Raw genomic sequence first — 20,184 nt, forward strand, 5'->3', positions numbered from 1 at the left:
CGAACAATGTAGAGGTTATCATGAAAGCAGAATTGGTTGAGCTATTAGACGATGATGTTTGTGTATTATTTGATGACGATTTGTCTTTCGACGATGAACTCCAGACAAATTCCGCTATCGGTGAAGCATTCGACTGCATGGATGCAGGAGGTACGACCACATGGATGGGGGAGGTAGAATCGCGTCTGGAACGGCGGTCGAGAGCAATGCATGAAACAATTACCGAGGATATTGATGAGATAATTACTGTTGAATCGCGGGAAGATAAGAGCATGGATGCGACCCGGGTTTATTTAAATGAACTGGCTCGTTCACAATTACTGACCGCCGATCAGGAAAAAATCTACGGCTCCAGAGCCTTACTCGGCGATGAGGCTGCCCGCAAGATCATGATCGAAAGTAATTTACGCCTGGTCGTTAAAATTTCCCGTCGTTACCTGAATAGAGGCTTGCCGTTACTGGATTTGATTGAGGAAGGTAATCTTGGCTTGATGCGCGCAGTTGAAAAATTCGATCCTGAAAGAGGTTTTAGATTTTCAACCTATGCAACCTGGTGGATCAGGCAAACTATTGAGCGAGCCATCATGAATCAGACGCGAACCATTCGTTTGCCGATTCATATTGTTAAAGAAATGAATACTTATCTTAAAGCCCAACGCCATTTGTCACAATTACTCGATCATGAACCCAATGCCGAAGATATCGCAGTGCATCTGGATATACCGGTCAATAAAGTTGAAAAAATGCTCAAACTCAATGAGCGGGTTACCTCCATCGATATTCCGGGCGGCAAGGATTTTGACAAACCTTTAGTTGAGTCAATTTCTGATGGCGAGAGCTTATCGCCCGCCGAAAAAATACAAGAAGACGGCATTAAGCACAATATTGCCAAATGGGTATTTCAGCTTCCCGAGAAACAACGCGAAGTTATTTGCCGTCGCTATGGACTTTGCGGTTATGAAGGTTCAACTCTTGAGCAAGTTGCTCAAGAGTTGGGCGTAACCAGGGAACGTGTCAGACAGATTCAAATGGATGCCTTAAAAAGAATGAAAGAAATTCTGGAATTTAACGGCTATTCTTTTGAAGCAATTTTTAATTGATGATAAATAAGGCTCAAGGTGAAAGGCGAATAATTCCTTAAACCTTGAACCTAAAATGCATTTTGCAGCGGCCAGTCCCTGTAATTAAAAACCTGTCCTTGTTCCCGAACTGTACCGCAAGCGCTGAGCGATACTTCGGCAATAACCCATTGCACTGCATTGAGCTTGCCATCCGCTAGAATGCCGTTATCAGGAAAACCACGATCCACAGGCGTATAGATGGCCGCCGCACCGATATTGACATCCACGGCTTCAGACCACGGCGCATTGCCTACCAGAGTAGACTGAACGACATAACACTGGTTTTCCAGGGCTCTTGCCTGACAACCTATTTTAACGCGATGGTATCCGGCCAAGGTATCAGTGCAACTGGGCACTAAAATCAGATTCGCTCCGGCCTCGACCTGCTTTCTTGCCAACATCGGAAATTCACTGTCATAGCAAACGTTGATAGCGATTTTCCCGTAATCGGTATTAAAACACCTCAATTCCTCACCGCTTTGAATCAGCCATTGCTCATTTTCAAAACGGGTCATCATCAGTTTATCCTGATAATCAATTTGACCATCCGGCATAAAAAGGTAAGCCCGATTTCGATAAGCGCCGGAATCTGTTTTTACCGGAAACGTACCCGATTGAATGATGCACCGGTATTTTTTAGCCAAGCTCAGGAACAAGTCCAGATAATCGTCATGCAATGACTGCATGGCGGCCAGCTGCTTGCTTAAGGATGAATAAATAGATTCGCCGAACAGCGAGGCCAGCTCCATACTGGCATACTCGGGGAAAAGCAGAATTTTCGCATCCTGTTCAGCCGCTTCAATAACCCAGCGTTCAACTTTACTTCGATACTGTTGCCAGTTTCCCAGAAAACTGATGTCGTATTGGGCGGTTGCAATTTTAACGTTCATGTTTCAACCAGAAAGTCATAGGCTTAGGCGTTTCATTAACATCATCCAGATCTTTCCAGATATAGGTTGTGTTAAGCTCAGGATGTTTGACGTAGCCGCGCTTGTTCCAGAATTGATCCAGTGCCATATAGTCGGCTGGTCGCCTGGGATGATCCGCAGGCCGTTCTACACAACAAAAACAAATGGTTTTAAAGCCCCCCAAGTCCTCGGCATGAGCCTCTCTTTGTTCAAAAAACCGAACGCCGATACCCAAGCCGCGATAGTTCTTGTTGAGCACCGATTCGCTGCAATAAAAAACTTCATCGAGATTATACCCATTATCAAGAAACGGCTTTTTTAGCTCATCGGTTTCATATTTCATCGGGATTGCTGTCGATGCCCCGACCACTTTATCGCCATCAAAAGCGATTACAATAACGCTTTCGGGGCAATCGATATAAGTTTGTAAATATTTTTTCTCATAATCGATATCCCCGTCGTATAAATACGGAAAATCGCGAAACACTTCAATTCTAAGCCGGGCGAGTTCAGGGATAAATTGTTCGAGAGCGTGGCCGCTCCATCTTTCAATACGAATATCTTTAGCCATAAAGTTATATAAGAAAAAAGATGCGCATTTTAGCTGAACGCTGATAATTTGCGTAGATCACGCTGTAAAAAAACCGGTATTGTTCAATTCTGCGCCAAGAGCGGCCCATATTAAAAAAATGGTAATTATGAGATGATGTGACAACGATTTACTCGGCGTGTTTCATAACGCCTTTCTTCAAATTTTTTTGTGTTATTGATTTATTTATGAAAATTGCTTCATTCGTTGTATTAGTTGTTTTGCTTAATGGCTTACTGGGCTGGTCAATCAACTTACCCCAGGATGTAGGGGCGGACGTTCCGTCAGGAAAACTCAACAGTCTCTCATTCGCCCCGTTTCGGGAAGGCCAAGGACCTTTGGATGAGAAATTCCCTAGCTCCGAACAAATTGATGCCGACTTGCGTTTGATGGGTGAAAAAACCCACACTATTCGCACTTATGCCAGCGCGGAAGGCAACATGCCGACCATTCCCGCCTTAGCTCGAAAGTATGGCTTGAAGATGATTCAAGGCGCTTGGCTGGGCTCTATAAAAGAAGACAATAAAGCGGAAATCGCCGAAGTCATCCGTTCCGCCAATGCAAACCCCGATGTGGTCAAGCGGGTTATCGTCGGCAATGAAGTGCTGTTACGAGGCGACCTGGATTCTAAAAAAATAATTGAATACATACGGGAAGTCAAACGCTCGGTAAAACAGCCGGTTTCTTATGCCGATGTGTGGTCCATGTACATGAAGCATCCCGAGTTAATCAAGGAAGTGGATTTTATTACCATCCATATTCTGCCCTACTGGGAGGATGAGCCAATCACCGTAGACCAGGCGCCAAAGCATATCGAGCGCATTTTCAAGCAGGTTCAACAGGAGGCCGATGCGATAGCTCCCGGTAAACGGATACTGATTGGCGAATCCGGCTGGCCTGGTGAAGGTCGTCAACGCGGCTGGTCGGTGCCGAGCGTAGTAAACGAAGCAAAATTCATCCGCGCATTAATTGAAGTCGCCAATAAAAACGGCTTCGATTACAACATTGTCGAAGCCTTTAACCAATCATGGAAAAGCGAGCTTGAAGGCGTGGTCGGGGCAAACTGGGGACTTTATTCGGTTGATCGTAAAGAGGTCTTTCCTTTAACCGGCCTGGTCTACGAAAATCCTGACTGGCTTAAGGGCGTTATAGCGTCAACGATACTTTTTCTAATCATCGTTGCCTTCTACTGGAAGTCGTTGCAATCATTATCCTTGTCGCGTGTTGCATTTTTTTTACTATTCTCGCAATTGCTTACCTTGCTGCTGGCAAACATGGCCGAGAACCTGTGGTATACCAGTTATAGCGACTGGCAGCGCTTACAGACGGTGTTAACCGTAGGACTGAACGCCATCTTGGCCGGTTTGATATTGCAGCGCGGCCATGGTCTGTTAGCCAACAATACAGCCAATCCAAAATTTGGCGCCTGGATATATACGCTCTACATGCTGTTTGCCGGGTTTGCCGTTTATAAAACCTTTGGTCTGGCACTGGATGGGCGTTACATCAGCTTTCCAACGGTAGCCGTTTATGTCCCGGTTGCAGGCATGTTCGGATTAATGATCATCAGTTATATGACCGAACTTTCTTGGTCGCTAAAAGCCGTTGAGATTAACCGGTTGGCCGGGCATCAAAATAGCAAAGCCGATCAGGATAAGATAATAGGTTACGCGTTGCTGGCCGTAGGTATGACTCTTATCATCTGGGAAGCCAAAGCCTTCATGATAAGCCGCGACTTTATCCTTGCTTATCCTAATGTCGGCGAAAGAATCGGCGTGGCGTTTATTTTTTCAGTAACCAATTATCAACTGATGGCATGGCTAATATGTCTGGCCATTCTCGCGTTACCGCTTCTGGTTAGCGACAATAAATCCGGCAAACGAATGCACGGATAAGAGGCAGTACCTCCTCACGGACAGCAATGCATGGAGCACGCGTAGCGCGGTGTGCCGAGAAATAATCGGCACGCCATCTTGTCGCCGATCGCCTGCCCCCATGACTATTTCTTAACATCAGTCTGCTCCGACAATGCAAGATTCCCCAGTCTTATTTATTAAAAAAAGACTATCTCTATACTTTTTAAAATAACCTGAAGTAAACTAGGGTAAATATAAAAATTCTAGCCTGGCAGAAGATTAGGGAAAATATGCGCAACATTAAATTATTTGAGTCCGTTAATCACCGTTTTATTTTGCTCAACGAGAGTGAACCGGGCGAAGAGGACGGCATACGTTCTAACCAGTATCTCATCACCCATCATAATGACGGCGTGTTGCTTGATCCGGGCGGTTTTGGAGTGATGCCGCGGGTACTGGCGGAAATGTTGCGTTACGTGGGACCCGAGCAAATTAAAGCCATTTTTCTGTCCCATCAAGACCCTGATATAGTCGGCGGTCTGTCAACCTGGCTGGAACTGTGTCACTCGCCCGTCTATGTTTCCAGCATCTGGATACGCTTTTTGCCCCATTACGGTCTAAAAGACATGGCGCGATTTATCGGGGTGCCCAACGAAGGCAAGGATTGCGAGCTATCGCCCGGTTTTAAACTAAAAATTGTGCCCGCGCATTTTTTGCATTCCGAAGGCCAGATTAATGTCTACGACCCGATTTCTAAAATCCTGTTCACCGGCGACATCGGTGCGGCAATGCTGCCCGTAGATAAAAACGAAGCATTTGTAGATAATTTTGCCGCTCACATCCCCTATATCAAGGGGTTTCACCGCCGCTATATGTGCTCTAACAAGGCGATACGCTGTTGGTTGGACACCATTGCCGACCTCGATATTGCGATGATCGCCCCCCAACACGGCCCGATTTACCGAGGCGCTGCAGTACAGGATTTCCTAAACTGGCTCAAAGACCTGCAATGCGGCGTTGATATAATGCAACCTGGCGGGCACTTTCCGCCTGAGGACTGATCATGAGTCATCTATCGCACGACTGCATGGATGCAGGAGGTACCACTCCAAGGATGGAGGAGGTAGAGCAACGCACGGAGCAGTTGCCGAGAGCAACGCATGGAGCAGTTGCCGAGCCCACTCATCTGGAAGCCTTGCGCTTGAGAATTATCAGCCAGATTGCCGAAATCCTGGAAAATCAAACTCACACCCAACGTTATGCAACAGGTTTATCCGAACTTAACCATAACATGCATCAAGAGATTGTCAGCAAATTAGTAGCGGCTATGGCGACTATGGCTACCGACGACTCCGCCGCCATGATTGCCATGATCCCAACGATTTCACAGGTCATTGACACCTGCTCCCGGCTGGATCAAAGTCTTGACTTATTATTTCAGCAACGCAGTCAGCAGTGGGCATCCAGCGATCAGCACATCCAAAACCTGATGATCGAGTTTAATCAAACCTTGCTTGAGCTGTCTTCTGTTTTGATTGAAAAAGACTTACTGGAACGACAAAGTCGGGTGTTGGAACGGATCATCCTATCGCACGAACACATCTCGCAATGGAAAGAGTTTGTGCAGGAAATCCTAGCGGATTTTTACGCCATTTTTCCGTTTAACTTTTTTTACATCGCCTTTGCAGAAGCCAATGGCTTATCTCTCTATTTGTATTATCTGGGTCAGTGCCCGGACGAGGTACGCGCCCAGGCGCGCGGCTTGCTGAGCCAACAAATGCTGCAAAGTATTGGCTTGCCGCCTGATTCCGCAGTGGATATTGAAGAATTCAATATCCACTGCGGAGCCGAAATCAAAACAGATCTCAATATTCGCATGATCAGTGTGCCTGTGCCTGATCATGCCCCCAATCTGGCAGGCTTGCTGGGGGTCGCTTACGCGGCTGAAAACAACCTGTCCGCGCAAGAAGCCAGCGTCATTCGCGCGATACTCGCGGTCATGGTCATGGTGGTGGGTTCCAGTAAGGTGCTATCGCGCACGCTGTTGGAACTTGAATACTACGCCGTGCATGATCCCCTTACCGGACTGCACAACCGCCGCCAGTTTAATGACATCTTGCACTATGAAATCGGTCGTTCCGAACGTCATAAGCATGAGTTTAGCGTGCTGATGCTTGACCTGGACGACTTCAAGGACATCAACGATTCCTACGGACACCCCACCGGCGATACATCGCTGTGTGCAATCGCTACCGCCCTGCTTGAACATACCCGTAATGGCGATTTGTGCGCCCGCATCGGCGGGGATGAGTTCGCCATTATCCTGACCGAAACCGGCCCCGAAGGCGCGCGGGTAGTCGCTGAAAATGTAAGTCATGCACTACGGGAAATGGCCATCACATCGGCACAAGGCAACCGTTTTCATTTAACCGTCTCCATAGGCGTGAGCAGCTATCCCATTGATGGGCAAACCATCGATACCCTGCTGGAGGGTGTCGATGCCGCCATGTACAAAGCCAAGGACATGGGTAAAGATAGCGTTTGCACCTTTGACGCAACAGAAACACGCGTCAGTATACGCGAGACGCGCGATAATGCGGAAAACCTGCGCGAAGCCTTAAAGGAAGGGCGCATTGTTCCTTATTATCAATCGATTGTTAATTGCCAATCCGGCGAATTATTTGCTTTTGAGACGCTGGCTAGGCTTAAATCGCCAACGGGAGAAACAACTTCGGCGGCGATGTTTATCGAAACCATTGACAAATATGGCCTGGCGCGCGAACTCGACCTCGCCATGATCAACAACTCTTTTGCCGCTAAACGCGCTTGCATGGATGCCAACCGCCCCGAGGCAAACGCAAAAATTTTTATCAATTTATCGGTGCAGGAAATTCAAGGCCGCGGCATTTTAGGTTATGCCGAAGAACTCTGCCAGAAACTGGAACTCCCCCCCGAAAGCATTGTCTTTGAATTACTGGAACGCGATGCGATTGGCGATATGACCAACATGCGCCGGTTCCTGACCAATTTGCGCCGCAAAGGCTTTGCCTTTGCCCTGGATGATTTCGGCACCGGTTATAATTCGTTTCATTATTTGCGTGAACTGCGTTTTGAATACGTCAAGATTGATGGGGCGTTCGTACGCAACATACTGACCTCTAAAGTGGATTACGCCTTGGTGCATAACCTGTCCCGGTTATGCCAGGACATCGACATTCTCACCGTTGCCGAATTTGTCGAAAATCAGGAAATTTGGGAGGCGCTCAAGGATATGGGCATCAATTACGCCCAAGGCTATCATATCAGTATGCCGCTGCCTGAAATGAAGCAAACCCTCAGACCCTAATTTAAACGCTACGCGATAGCCATCAGGATAGGTGACATCATCGTTCTTACCGGATCACAAAAAAGAAATAACCCCAAGCTTATCGATCCAGCGGCTTTAAAGCGGCAATAGCCTCGGCCAGCCCCTGCTTTGCTGCCTTACGATACAAAACAGCAGCTTGCTTGCTATCCTTTGTCACACCCACGCCATTTGCATACATATCGCCCAGATTGTATTGAGCGTGAGCATCGCCCTGTCCAGCGGCCTTGCTGTACCAGGAAACGGCCAAACTATTATCCTTTGCCACACCTTGTCCTTTTGCATACATCAGGCCCAAGTTATATTGCGCAATGACATCGCCCTGTTCAGCGGCTTTGTAACACCAATAAACTGCCGAGCTATAATTCTGCGCCACACCTCGTCCAGTCGCGTACATAAAGCCCAATTTAGTTTGCGCTTCCCTATGTCCCTGTTCGGCCGCCTTGGCAAGCCAGCCGACGGCCTGTTTGTCATCTTTTGCTTGGCCCTGTCCATTGGCATATATCAAGCCTGCCTGGAATTGAGCCTCCGCATTCCCCTGCTCCGCCAACTGCAAATAAAACGACAACGCTTTTGCAACTTGCCCCTTGTTTAACGTGTGCTTTGCCTTTTTTAAAATTGCCTCAATATCCTGATTAACCGATGCTGTTGCTACTGTCTTTGTTTTCAAGTCAGGCCCGTAAAGAATAATTGCAGTAAATACAATGCCGACGAAACCTATGGACCCAAGAATCAAATTTAATTTTTTTGATCTTGGGATACTGATGAGTCGTACCTTATTGCCGACGGAACAGACCTTTTTCCAAAATTCATAAACAGTTGCCAAGTAGCTGACAGAGAGGTTTTTTCTGGGGGTTACCGGCGGCTCAACATAAGTGTTTGTAATGATCGTCATTATCCGTTGCGCTTTATCAGTGGCGTGTTCTCTTTCTTGTCTGTCTATCCATCGATCATGCTCGGCTCTTTTGCCAGAATCCGATAAAACCGTATACGCTACATTGATTATTTTCATTATCCGAAGCGCTTCTTCAGGTCTGCCTGTATATTTATCCGGATGATAATTTTGGCAAAGCACCTTATAGGCCGCCTTGATAACGCTTACAGGCGCATTACGCGATACATTTAAGTTGTCATAATGAGTTTTGAATTTAGCCATACACTTTTTGTAGATATTGTGCCTGACGATCAACCAATAAGCCTGATTCCGCTTTTATCGATTGTGATTAATTGTTGCTTATACAGTGCGCCGATAGCCTGTTTAAACACTTTTTTACTAACTCCGAATGCGGCATAGATGGCTTCCGGCGGACTTTTATCGCTCAGCATCAACACACCGTTATTGGCTTCCAGCTTGGCTATAATGCTATCGGTCAACGATACGACTTTGCCGTATCCCGGCTGATGCAAACTGAGGTCGATCTTATGGTCTTCCCGTACTTGCTTAATATAGCCGTCCAGCTTCTGGCCTTTCTTGACCGGCTGATACAACTCGTTTTGATATAACATGCCCCAGTGGCTATTGTTGATGATAGCTTTAATGCCCAAATCAGAGGCATCGGCGATGATCAGCGACACTTTTTGGCCGACTTCGAAATCGACCGATTCATCGCTGAGCAATTTATCAATCTTGGTGGTCGCGGCGATGCGGTTTTTGTCGTCGAGAAACACCTTGACCAGATAAGACCGCCCTACTTCCATCTCATGGTATTGCTCACTGAAGGGAACCAGCAAATCTTTAGGTAGCCCCCAACCCAGAAACGCACCCACATAATTAAGCGACACGACTTTTAGCCATGCTATATCGCCCACCTCGGCCAACGGTTTTTTGGTGGTGGCGGCCAGATGGCCTTCCGAATCCACGTAAACAAATACGTCCAGACTATCGCCGACCTGACAGTTTGCCGGCAGTTTGCTGTCCGCCAGCCGCACTTTTTTTCCCGAGGCGCCGTCATCGAGGTAAATGTCAGCGCCTTGTTGTTTAACTACATTCAGCTTATTTATTTTGCCGATATTTATCATAATTTATTGGATAGATTGGGGTTTAATGCATTGCCATCATTTTCAACAAAGAGTTTTTAACTCACCACGAAGACACGAAGGTCACGAAGTTTTATATTTTTCTTCGTGTCCTTCGTGCCTTCGTGGTGAATCCTTTTAGCTTCGTTCGCGGTAAATCTTCAACATCAACTGGTAATCACAAACCTCACCGCGTCCAGTCTTAGCTGCGCGGCCTGGATATTTTCATGCGCCAGCATGGTCATATCCTTTAACTGCTCAATTTCTTCGGTCCTGATAGTCGGGTTCACTTTTTTCAATCTGACCAGACGCTTGATTTCATTGCTTAGCGATTCCAGCATGGCTTGGGTCGCCTCATCGACTAGCTGCTGCATATCGGCTTTGGCTTTTTGCTCGGCTACGCTCAATATGTTGATCAAATGCGGCCTTTGGCTGCTCAAAAAAGCAATGATTTTGTGTTTATCAAACTTGATACCGGCTTCAACCAGGTCGCGGTGATCAATGTCCGCACTTAAATCCTTTTTGTTTTGATCGATCAATACCCGAATCGGCGTATGAGGCAGGAACCGCCCGATTTGCAATTCGGCAGGCGCACTACACTCGACAATAAACAAGCACTCCAGCAAAAACTGCCCGGCTTTAAGATCGCTGTGTTTGATCACACTGATCGCAGCATTGCCGGTTTCACTGGACAACACCATATCCATCGATGCGGTGACCACCGGATGTTCCCAGCTCATGAACTGCATGTCTTCCCGCGCCAAGGCGATCTGCCGGTTAACGGTGATGGTCATGCCGTCTTCAGTCAATCCGGGGAAATGCGAAACACGCAAATGGTCGCTGGGACGGATAATAAAGCAATCGGGCGAATGGAACTCGGTATCTACCCCGTAGCATTCAAAGACATCTTCCATATACGGCCAAAGTACGCCTTCCTTTTCGTAGGCATTCAGTTGCTCGATAAGCTCATCGGCCAGTTCCTTGCGACAGGAATTCAACTCCAGCAACTGATCACGACCGTTATGCATTTTTGCTTCAAGTTCAATACTGAGTGCTTGGGTCTTGGCGATAAGCGCATCAATAGCGGCTGGATTTTTACAATCCAAAACCGCCGCCAGCTCATCGTGCAACATATCCGCGACCTGTTGCGCGGACGAACTGTTACAGGCAAACGCATTCAAACCTTCATCATACCAGCGATACAACACGGCACACTCGGTATGCTCCAGATACGGAACATGAATTTGGATAATATGTTTCTGTCCGATACGATCAAGACGACCTATGCGTTGTTGTAGTAAATCAGGATTAGTCGGCAAATCCATCAGTATCAGATGATGCACAAACTGGAAGTTCCTGCCTTCACTGCCGATTTCAGAACAAATCAACAACCGCGCCGCACTTTCGGGATCGGCAAAATAAGCCGCCGCCCGATCACGCTCGATAATGCTCATGCCTTCATGAAACACGGCCGAAGCAATACCGGCGCGGTTTTTCAGGGCTTGCTCCAGGTCAATCGCGGTTTGCGCCTGTTTACAAATCACCAGGGCTTTATCGCCAGGGAGGGTGTGTATGCCCCCAACCGGCTGGGAGCCGGTGCGGCGTTGGCCGGCCAGTTGCTTAACCTTGTCCACCAGCCATACATAGCGAGGATCCTGCTGCAAGTCATCGGTATTTGCCGCCCCGGTTAACGCATAGCCATAACGTTCCCGCTCCGGGAAACCCTGTACGGTTTGCCGCGAGTTTCTAAACAAAATCCGTCCGGTGCCATGATGATCCAGCAGCACCTTAATCAGCGCATCGCGCGCCGCCGCCGACTGTTCAGGATCATTCAGGTTTTTCAGCAAGCCGTCGACATTGTCATCTTTCAACAGCGCGGTTAAATGTTGCTGCGCGGCTTCATTCAAGACTTCCTCCGCCAGCAACAATTTGGCCGCGTTAGCTACCGGCTCAAACAAGCGCTCTTCTTCCACAAAAGCGGCGAAACTGTAAAACCGGTCGGGATCGAGCAATCTTAATCGTGCAAAATGACTTTCCTTACCCAGTTGCTCCGGCGTAGCTGTCAACAATATCAGGCTGGGCGAAATCCGGCCGAGTTGTTCGACAAACAGATAGTCGGGACTGGGCGCTTGTTCGCTCCATTCCAGATGGTGCGCCTCGTCCACAATCACCATATCCCAACCTGCGGCTATGGCTTGTTGTTGGCGGCGCGGATAATTGGAAAAAAAGCCCTGACTGCATAGAATCAATTGCTCGGTTAAGAACGGATTATCGGCAGCGTCATCATCCGGTTCCGCTTCAGCGAGCATGTCGTCTTCTGCATAGGTATCGAGACAACGCGCCTCGTCAAAAATACTAAAACGCAGATTAAAGCGCCGGAGCATTTCCACCAGCCATTGATGCAACAGCGTTTCCGGCACGATAATCAAGACCCGGTTGCTCAAGCCGTTAATCAGCCGATGGTGCAAAATCAAACCGGCTTCTATGGTTTTACCCAAACCCACTTCATCGGCCAGCATGATGCGTGGCGCAGAGCGGTTAGCCGATTCATGCGCAATAAACAACTGATGCGGAATAAGCGAGGCACGACCGCCCAGCAAGCCTTTAACCGGCGATTGCTGATGCTGTTGCAACCTGCGCCAGGTTTCATAACGCAGCAAAAACCAGGCGGAAGGATCGACTTGCCCGATAAACAACCGATCCTGAGGCTTGTTAAATTGAATATGATGATTCAGTTCTACCTCATCCAGCTGAACGTCCTGTCCATCCTCGTCTTTGCCCACATAAGTAATCAGACCGTTCTGCTCAGTTAAACCGGTAACGGTCACTTTATCTTCGTCAATCGATTCGATAACGTCACCTACCGAAAACCGGACGCGCGTTAACGGCGCGTTATCTTGCGCATACATACGCTTTTCGTCACACGCCAAAAAAAGCACCGTGACCCGCTTGTGTGCTACATCAAGAATAAGACCTAAGCCGAGTTCAGACTCGGTGTTACTAATCCAGCGTTGGCCGGGGATAAACTGTTCCATTTATTAAGATGCCATTAAGATTGGGTAAATATTGAATCAAGTAGGCTATTATTATAAGCGACACAGCGGAATTATTCCGGCAATTAATTGGCGCATGTAACGGACGGTATTGTGATTCGAGAATAGACTTTAACGCCCCATCAAGCGGATTGCATTTGTTAAGCAGCCATTAAGGTTAAAGCGAATAATATGAATCCAAAGTTTATCACTGGCCAACCGCCTTTGTCGGCTTAATCCAGATCTACATTAAATCCATTATTTAAGGAAGATACCCATGAATAAATCGTTTTTTTTAAGTCCGGTGCTTATGTTTGCAATTATTTATTCATCTGCATCCTACGCATCCGGGGGGGAAGGTCATGGTCATGGTCACGGCAGAGGACACCGCAATCATCATTCCGAAGGGCCGAGGTATTATCCGGAGCAGCCCCGCCATTCAAACTACCAGGATCCGCGCTCTCACCAGGGTTTGGCCGGTGGTGTTGTCGGTAGCGTTTTAGGCTACGAAATAGGTAACGGCGATCCCATTGCTACCGGATTGGGCGCTGCCGCCGGGTCTTATCTCGGCAACGGAGTCGCCGGAAGACGTTAACCCGATTTGATTTTAATGACGTATCTGTTTAACCGGCAAGCTTGATTTTGTTAATTTAACAACAAACCAAATAATGTAGAGGGAAAAACCATGAAAAAGTTACTTTTTTTAATTCAATTAACCGCTATTGCAATCCTGTTTTCACCACTATCTTATGCTGATCGCGACTGGGGACACCATGATCGCGGTTGGGGACATCATCATGGCCACCACCATCGTCACCACGACCACGGCTATTATCCTCAACCGCAGGTCAACTATTACCCAGCGCCGCAAATTAATTATTATCCCCAACCCCAAGTTAATTATTATCAGCGGCAAGCGCAGTATTCAAACTACCAGGATCCACGCTCTCACCAGGGTTTGGCCGGGGGTGTTGTCGGTAGTGTTTTAGGCTATGAACTGGGTAGCGGCGACCCTATTGCCACCGGATTGGGGGCCGCCGCCGGTTCTTTTCTGGGTAATGGAATGAACGATGGTTACCGAAGATAGTCATCCCAGTCGGCTATGGACTATGTGACTAGCTAAACAAGTAAGAAGAGGATTCAGCACTCATTTTCGGGCTGAATCCTCTTTATTTTGCTTCACACCCTCCACTCAATTTGTCTCCCGTTAAACGCTTGCAATCTACCGCACACCTGAACCAAATGCGTTTTCACATTACGCGCCACGCTAGACCCAAATTATATTGAGCGCACAGGATGTTTGATTGAAATCATAAAGCCCTCAATAGCCCTGTCAATAACTCAGAACACCAGAACCTGTAAGACAACGCGGGATTTTCGATAGCATATCGATAGTCGTTCATGCGCCAGATACCGCTGACTTTCACCTCCGGCAATACTTAGCATTACCTAAATAGCATCAAGATACTTGATCATGCAGCAGATACCCCCTTGAAAGCACTGACAGCTGTGACTGTAACGAATATCTGCTGTCAGGCAATAAAGTCAGGAGGCAATCCTCTGCCGGATAAAAAAGGTGTTATACTCAATGCCTTGGAAGCAGAATGACCTGATATTATCAAGGCAATCTGCGCGGCAAAAGTTCATTGTCATTAATCTAAACGACTATTAAAATTGACACTTTCGACTCTGCCAAGACGCTAACCCAATATACTGAGCATGCGTCTAAACCTAAGAGCGCAAAAATCAGCAAGTGTATATATATTAATTTTATATAAACTACGTAGAAACCAGTTGTGATTCTGCATAAGACATTCTGATTTTTGAATTTTTCGAAGCCCTCTTGCGCTGTTTTTTACCTTGAGTGGCAAACCCTGAAATACAATTTTTAGTATCCGCTTATGAGTGAATTATCACAAATTTCACGCACTATTCTGCTGGTAGATGATGAAGCCAACATCATTAATGCTCTTAAGCGTACTTTACGGCCTGATGGTTATATCATCCTGACCGCCAACAGCGGCGAAGAAGGTCTTGCCTTATTGGCAAAGCACGAAGTGGGCGTCATCATTTCCGATCAACGCATGCCGCATATGACCGGCGTGGAATTTCTACGCAAAGTTAAAATACTTTATCCCAAGACATTACGTATTGTGTTATCCGGTTATACCGAGCTTGAATCAGTCACCAGTGTTATTAACGAAGGTGCGATTTGTAAATTTTTAACTAAGCCCTGGGATGATGATTTGCTTCGGGATAACATTCGCGAGGCGTTTCAGCACTATGAAATGGAACAGGAGAATTTGCGTTTAACGCGCGAACTTCAATCTGCCAATAATGAACTTTCCATACTGAATCAAAATCTTGAACAAAAAGTAGTCGATAAATCGCACGAAATTATACACAGCATTAATTTATTGCAAATTTCACAGGAAATTCTTGAGCATTTACCGATAGGCATTATTGGTATTGACGAACAGGATATGATAGTAATCTCCAACAAACGCGCTGAAGAAATATTCGGCCAACCTCCCGGCACTTGTCTACTCGGCCTTATGGCGGGTGATGCTTTACCCGACGAGCTTTTACAATTATTACAAAAAGTCTATCCTGGCGACCTTGTACAATTTGATGGTGAAATCGTAACGTTGAATAAAGGTGTTTCCATACGGGTGCTAATAAACACAATGGGAGATATCAGCCAATCGAAAGGAATCATTATTGTATTGTCGCCATTAAAGAAGAGCTGAGAATGCCCGAGTTAAAAAATAAATTTGCCTGTTTGAAGAATCTGCCGTCAATGCCGGTACTGCTTATGGAAGCTTTACAACAGATTAGCGGCAAGCAAAACTTAACGACACTGGTTGATAAGATTGGTGAGGACCCGTCAATGGTCGTTCGGATTTTACGTATTGCCAATTCGCCTTTTTACGGCATGTCCAGGGAAATAGGTTCTTTGCGCGAAGCCATTGTATTACTCGGCATTAACCGAATAAAAGACATGTTGATCAGTCTATGTTTTTCAAAAATGCTCCCTGCACAACATAAAGATTTTAATTTCGACCTGTTCCGGCATCACAGCATGGCCGTTGCCGAATGCACCCGGCAACTTGCAAACTGTACCCATACCAGTTCTGATTTTGCATTCACAGCCGGATTATTACATGACATTGGAAACTTGGTGATTGTCATTCTTTTTCCTGACGAATTCAGCCGGCTTGTTAAAATATCCGCAAAATTTGGGATCGAAGAAGAGCAAAACATATTAGGTTTTAATCATACCACCATAGGTGGCAAAGCCGCACAATACTGGAATTTTCCCCAAGAGATTCAAGAGGCTATTGAACAACATGAAACATATCCTGAGTCCGCTACAAGCAAGTCGCTCGGTTTACTGGTCTATACCGCCAACTTGTTGATCGTCAATACTGAACAACCCGACAAATCGGCTCTGGAAGAACACCAACCCATTTGCACTGCACTTGCCACGCTCAACGTTTCAATTGACCAAGCCGCGCATTGTACTGACAGTGGACGGCAGTTTGCCGACCAAATTCTTACCCTGTATTAAACAGGAAAAAATATGTCATTAAAGGATTGTGCCATAATGCATGGAGTATCCTTCTTAAATTTATTGCAAACGACATGGCTATTTTGAATTGGAATGATCAACTGGTGCTAGGCATAGAGTCCGTTGACAATCAACATAAACATCTTATCGATTTAACCAACCAATTAGACGAAGCTGTCGCCATTGGCGCTGACCGTGACACGATCATCAAAATTATAAATAACCTGGTTGAGTATACGGTGTACCACTTTCAGGATGAAGAACAACTGATGTTGGCTGCAAAGTTTAACCCCACGCTATATGCCGTACATGAAGCGGAGCATAAAGAATTTGTGGACAAAATGATAGCTGTCCAGCGCGAAGTCGAGGCCGATATTAACGCTCTTTCGGAAGACTTGATGGACTACCTAGTCAACTGGCTCTGCCATCATATTCTCAGTACCGATAAACGGATGGCGCTCAGCCTTATTAACGGTATTGATGCCGCGCAAATCCAAATCGACAAGCAAGAACACCATGAAATTATTCAGAGCAATCTATACTCGGCCTTACGCGAAAGTGAAAGCCGCTTTAAGGAATTAGCCGAAAATATTTCCGCACTCATCTGGATTACCAACGCTAATCATATGCCGATTTTTTGCAATCACTTTTGGTTAGCCACTTTCAATTTACCACCCGGCATACCCAGCCGTGAGCAATGGCTAAACGCCATTCATCCTGAAGACCGGGACAAAGTAACCCAAACCTATAGCCGTGCGGCTGAAGAACGCAGTAAGTTCAAAATTCAATATCGCTTGCTGACCGTCGACGGTAAAATCACATGGATCTATGAAACAGCAGCCCCCAGAGTGCGCAAGAACGGGAGCTTTGCCGGATTGATGGGTTGCGGCATGGACATTACTTCGCAAAAACAAGCCGAAACCGTACTGGCTCGCAGCAATGTGCAATTGGAAGAAGAAGTTAAAAAGCGCACTCAGGAACTTATCAAAATCAATCAAACTTTGGAATTTGAAAAAAACCAACAGTTGCTGTTGAATACTCAATTACAAGAAGCGCAAGTACATCTGCTGCAATCTGAGAAAATGGCATCTATCGGTCAATTGGCTGCCGGTGTGGCCCATGAAATCAATAATCCTATCGGTTATATCAATTCCAATCTGACCTCCTTAAAAAACTATATCGATAATTTACTGGCATTGATTGCGATCTACGAAAAAGCAGAAGCAACGAGCGACAATATCGATCAACTCGCACAAATTAAAGCGTTTAAACAAAAAATAGATCTGGAGTTTATAAAGACCGATGTGCTCGACTTACTGGAAGAATCCCATGAAGGCGCGACACGGGTGAAAGAAATCATTCAAGATCTTAAAGACTTCTCTCACCTTGATATTAATGATGACTGGCAATGGACTAATTTGCACGTCGGGCTCGAAAGCACGCTCAATATTGTTAACAATGAAATTAAATACAAGGCAAAAATTGTTAAGGAATTTGGCGATCTGCCTGAAGTAAAATGTCTGCCACACCAGCTTAACCAGGTATTTATGAATTTGCTGATCAATGCAGCACACGCTATTGAAAGCGAAGGCACTATCACCTTACGTACCGGAACAGAAAATGATCGCGCGTGGGTGGAAGTCAGCGATACCGGTAAAGGCATAGCCCCTGAGCACCAAAGTAAAATTTTTGACCCTTTTTTTACTACCAAACCGGTCGGTAAAGGCACCGGATTAGGGCTTTCGGTTTCTTACACTATTATCAAAAAGCATCAAGGGGAAATTCAGCTGACCAGCCAGTTAGGTCAAGGGACAACCTTTCGGATTATCCTGCCTATTGGCGGAGCGATTATTGAAAATGCGTAAAATGGCAGCTATGCCGATTAAAATAAATTTGGAGTAATTATGCTGACTGAACTGGCTAGCGATGCGCATGATAAATCTGCCGCGATATTGTTTGTCGATGATGAAGCGAATGTGCTTAAAGCCTTACGCCGCTTGTTTCATAATGAACCGTATACCATCTACTTTGCTTCAAGCGGCGCAGAAGGACTGGAGATATTACGGCAAAATACCGTTGACCTGATTATTTCCGATATGCGTATGCCGGAAATGAGCGGTGCGGAATTTTTAACTCAGGTTTTCACGCAATGGCCGGAGACCATCCGTATTTTACTGACCGGTTATGCCGACTTTCAATCAACGATTGATGCCGTCAATAAGGGCCGTATTTACAATTACTGCAATAAGCCCTGGAATGATGAGGAACTTAAATTACTGGTTCGCAATGCCCTGGAACAAAAGCATCTGCGCGAGGAACGGGATCGTTTATCCGGCATTGTTCTCCAACAAAATACAGAATTAAAAGAGCTCAACGAACATCTGGAAGAAAAAGTCGAGCAGCGTACCGAACAGCTCAAGAACACTATGCAGCATCTTGACCGGGCAAATAACAATCTAAAAAAGCAATATATTGATTCCATCAAGGCATTCTCACGCATTATTGAAATGCGTCCCGGCATTAAAAGCGGACAGTCAAAATATATCGCCGAAAAAGCCTTACTGGTTGCGCGCAAACTGGGCATGAACTCAGAGGAGAAACAAAATATTTTTTATGCCGGATTGCTGATACAAATCGGCAAGATGAGCTTGCAGGATAGCTTGCTGGCAGAACCTTACTACTCCATACCTCTTGTCGACATACGCCGTTATTTAAAACATGCGGTAGAAGGTGAAGCTTTATTACAGGGGTTGACTCAGTTAAAAGGCGCCTCTATTTTAATCCGCCACCAATACGAACGCTATGACGGCTCAGGCTTTCCCGATGGGCTGGCTAAACAAAAAATCCCTCTGGGCTCCCGTATTCTGAATGTGGTCGGCGATTATATTGCGTATCTTGAAGGTTCAATGACAGGTGAAGTTATGTCCGTCAGCACCGCAATAACTCAATTAGTGAATCGGAAAGAAAGCTATTATGATCCTGATGTCATCGATACTTTTATTAAAGTACTCAAAGAAGACATAACCATTGAAGAGGATGTGGTTGTGGAACTCCCTACGGTTAAAAAATCATGGAAGAACAGCAAACTATTTAATGGATCACAAAATACTACCGTGGAGCGTCCGGTTATGGAAATTTCATGGATGCAACTGAAACCCGGTATGGAAGTGGATAGCGTTTATTTTGAGAATAAACCTTATATTAAAAATTGCATTGTCGATCAAAAAATAATTAACAACATCAATTCATTAAGAGAGAACACCGGTAAAAACCCAGTCATTAAAATTCGTATGGGCAAGAAATGATTCATGCATGGCTATCCCTGCCATGCACCCTTCGGGTAAATATAAATCTGCTCCAGACATATTTGTCATGCAAGACTATCCCGCCATGCACCCTTCCGGTAAATGCAAATCTGTTCCGGACATATTTGTCATGCATGGCAATGTTTATCTCCATCAACCGGCCAGGGAATACCGTTAAAACAACAACCTAAAAAACTTAGTGAATGGAAGAAAAAGTCAAAGCATATATCGAGCAATTCAAGAGTGCTACGCAACACCTTGACCATGCAGATATACATCTAAAAAAACTGGACATTGATTTCGTCAAAAGACTCTCGCATATTATTGAAATGCACCCCGGCATTAAAAGCGGACAGTCAAAGTTTATCGCCGAAAACGCCTTGCTGATTGCAGGTGGATTGGACATGAGCGCAGAAGAGAAG

15 protein-coding genes and 1 pseudogene are annotated in these 20,184 nt (G+C 46.0%); 11 read left to right on the forward strand and 5 right to left on the reverse strand.

Annotated features, from left to right (window positions below; genetic code table 11):
* The first annotated feature begins 20 nt into the window (after positions 1-20).
* A complete protein-coding gene (gene rpoS / locus Q8L79_RS16860) occupies positions 21-1,100 on the forward strand; it encodes an RNA polymerase sigma factor RpoS (protein ID WP_305273621.1) in 1,080 nt (359 codons plus the stop codon).
* A 50-nt stretch (positions 1,101-1,150) separates the two neighbouring features.
* Here rpoS and Q8L79_RS16865 read toward each other — a convergent pair whose 3' ends face one another.
* Positions 1,151-2,011 (reverse strand): carbon-nitrogen hydrolase family protein, encoded by an 861-nt coding sequence (locus Q8L79_RS16865; protein ID WP_305273623.1) that lies wholly within the window; start codon positions 2,009-2,011, stop codon positions 1,151-1,153.
* Positions 2,001-2,600 (reverse strand): GNAT family N-acetyltransferase, encoded by a 600-nt coding sequence (locus Q8L79_RS16870; protein WP_305273625.1) that lies wholly within the window; start codon positions 2,598-2,600, stop codon positions 2,001-2,003. The genes Q8L79_RS16865 and Q8L79_RS16870 overlap by 11 nt, the downstream gene beginning before the upstream one ends.
* A gap of 206 nt (positions 2,601-2,806) precedes the next feature.
* Here Q8L79_RS16870 and Q8L79_RS16875 point away from each other — a divergent pair, with 206 nt between their 5' ends.
* The 3 genes from Q8L79_RS16875 (at position 2,807) to Q8L79_RS16885 (ending at position 7,820) form a co-directional block, all read left to right on the forward strand.
* Positions 2,807-4,513, forward strand: a complete 1,707-nt coding sequence (locus Q8L79_RS16875) for an exo-beta-1,3-glucanase (protein ID WP_305273627.1) — start codon at positions 2,807-2,809, stop codon at positions 4,511-4,513.
* 251 nt (positions 4,514-4,764) lie between these two features.
* On the forward strand, positions 4,765-5,535 hold the full coding sequence (locus Q8L79_RS16880) for an MBL fold metallo-hydrolase (RefSeq protein WP_305273629.1): 771 nt from the start codon (positions 4,765-4,767) through the stop codon (positions 5,533-5,535).
* Between the two features lie 2 nt (positions 5,536-5,537).
* Entirely contained in the window at positions 5,538-7,820 is a 2,283-nt protein-coding gene (locus tag Q8L79_RS16885) for a bifunctional diguanylate cyclase/phosphodiesterase (protein WP_305273631.1), read from the forward strand.
* Between the two features lie 79 nt (positions 7,821-7,899).
* Here Q8L79_RS16885 and Q8L79_RS16890 read toward each other — a convergent pair whose 3' ends face one another.
* The 3 genes from Q8L79_RS16890 to rapA all read right to left on the reverse strand — a co-directional run bounded on the left by Q8L79_RS16890 (position 7,900) and on the right by rapA (position 12,889).
* Positions 7,900-8,994 (reverse strand): J domain-containing protein, encoded by a 1,095-nt coding sequence (locus Q8L79_RS16890; protein WP_305273633.1) that lies wholly within the window; start codon positions 8,992-8,994, stop codon positions 7,900-7,902.
* A gap of 29 nt (positions 8,995-9,023) precedes the next feature.
* Complete coding sequence (locus Q8L79_RS16895) at positions 9,024-9,857, reverse strand: S1 RNA-binding domain-containing protein (protein ID WP_305273635.1); 834 nt, start codon at positions 9,855-9,857, stop codon at positions 9,024-9,026.
* 164 nt (positions 9,858-10,021) lie between these two features.
* On the reverse strand, positions 10,022-12,889 hold the full coding sequence (rapA, locus tag Q8L79_RS16900) for an RNA polymerase-associated protein RapA (RefSeq protein WP_305273638.1): 2,868 nt from the start codon (positions 12,887-12,889) through the stop codon (positions 10,022-10,024).
* 274 nt (positions 12,890-13,163) lie between these two features.
* Between rapA and Q8L79_RS16905 the strand changes: the two genes are divergently transcribed.
* The 7 genes and pseudogenes from Q8L79_RS16905 to Q8L79_RS16935 form a co-directional block, all read left to right on the forward strand.
* Complete coding sequence (locus tag Q8L79_RS16905) at positions 13,164-13,481, forward strand: glycine zipper 2TM domain-containing protein (RefSeq protein WP_305273640.1); 318 nt, start codon at positions 13,164-13,166, stop codon at positions 13,479-13,481.
* A 90-nt stretch (positions 13,482-13,571) separates the two neighbouring features.
* Complete coding sequence (locus Q8L79_RS16910) at positions 13,572-13,973, forward strand: glycine zipper 2TM domain-containing protein (RefSeq protein ID WP_305273642.1); 402 nt, start codon at positions 13,572-13,574, stop codon at positions 13,971-13,973.
* Between the two features lie 814 nt (positions 13,974-14,787).
* Positions 14,788-15,636: a response regulator gene (locus Q8L79_RS16915; RefSeq protein WP_305273644.1), complete on the forward strand. Its 849-nt coding sequence runs from the start codon at positions 14,788-14,790 to the stop codon at positions 15,634-15,636.
* Between the two features lie 2 nt (positions 15,637-15,638).
* On the forward strand, positions 15,639-16,457 hold the full coding sequence (locus Q8L79_RS16920; RefSeq protein WP_305273646.1) for an HDOD domain-containing protein: 819 nt from the start codon (positions 15,639-15,641) through the stop codon (positions 16,455-16,457).
* Between the two features lie 74 nt (positions 16,458-16,531).
* Positions 16,532-18,322, forward strand: coding sequence for a bacteriohemerythrin (locus Q8L79_RS16925; RefSeq protein WP_305273648.1), 1,791 nt, complete (start codon positions 16,532-16,534; stop codon positions 18,320-18,322).
* 39 nt (positions 18,323-18,361) lie between these two features.
* Positions 18,362-19,762: an HD domain-containing phosphohydrolase gene (locus tag Q8L79_RS16930; protein WP_305273650.1), complete on the forward strand. Its 1,401-nt coding sequence runs from the start codon at positions 18,362-18,364 to the stop codon at positions 19,760-19,762.
* A gap of 203 nt (positions 19,763-19,965) precedes the next feature.
* A pseudogene (locus tag Q8L79_RS16935) lies at positions 19,966-20,184 on the forward strand (two-component system response regulator); the annotation flags it as partial.

The sequence above is a fragment of the Methylobacter sp. genome (assembly GCF_030680395.1).
Taxonomy (GTDB): Bacteria; Pseudomonadota; Gammaproteobacteria; order Methylococcales; family Methylomonadaceae; genus Methylobacter_A.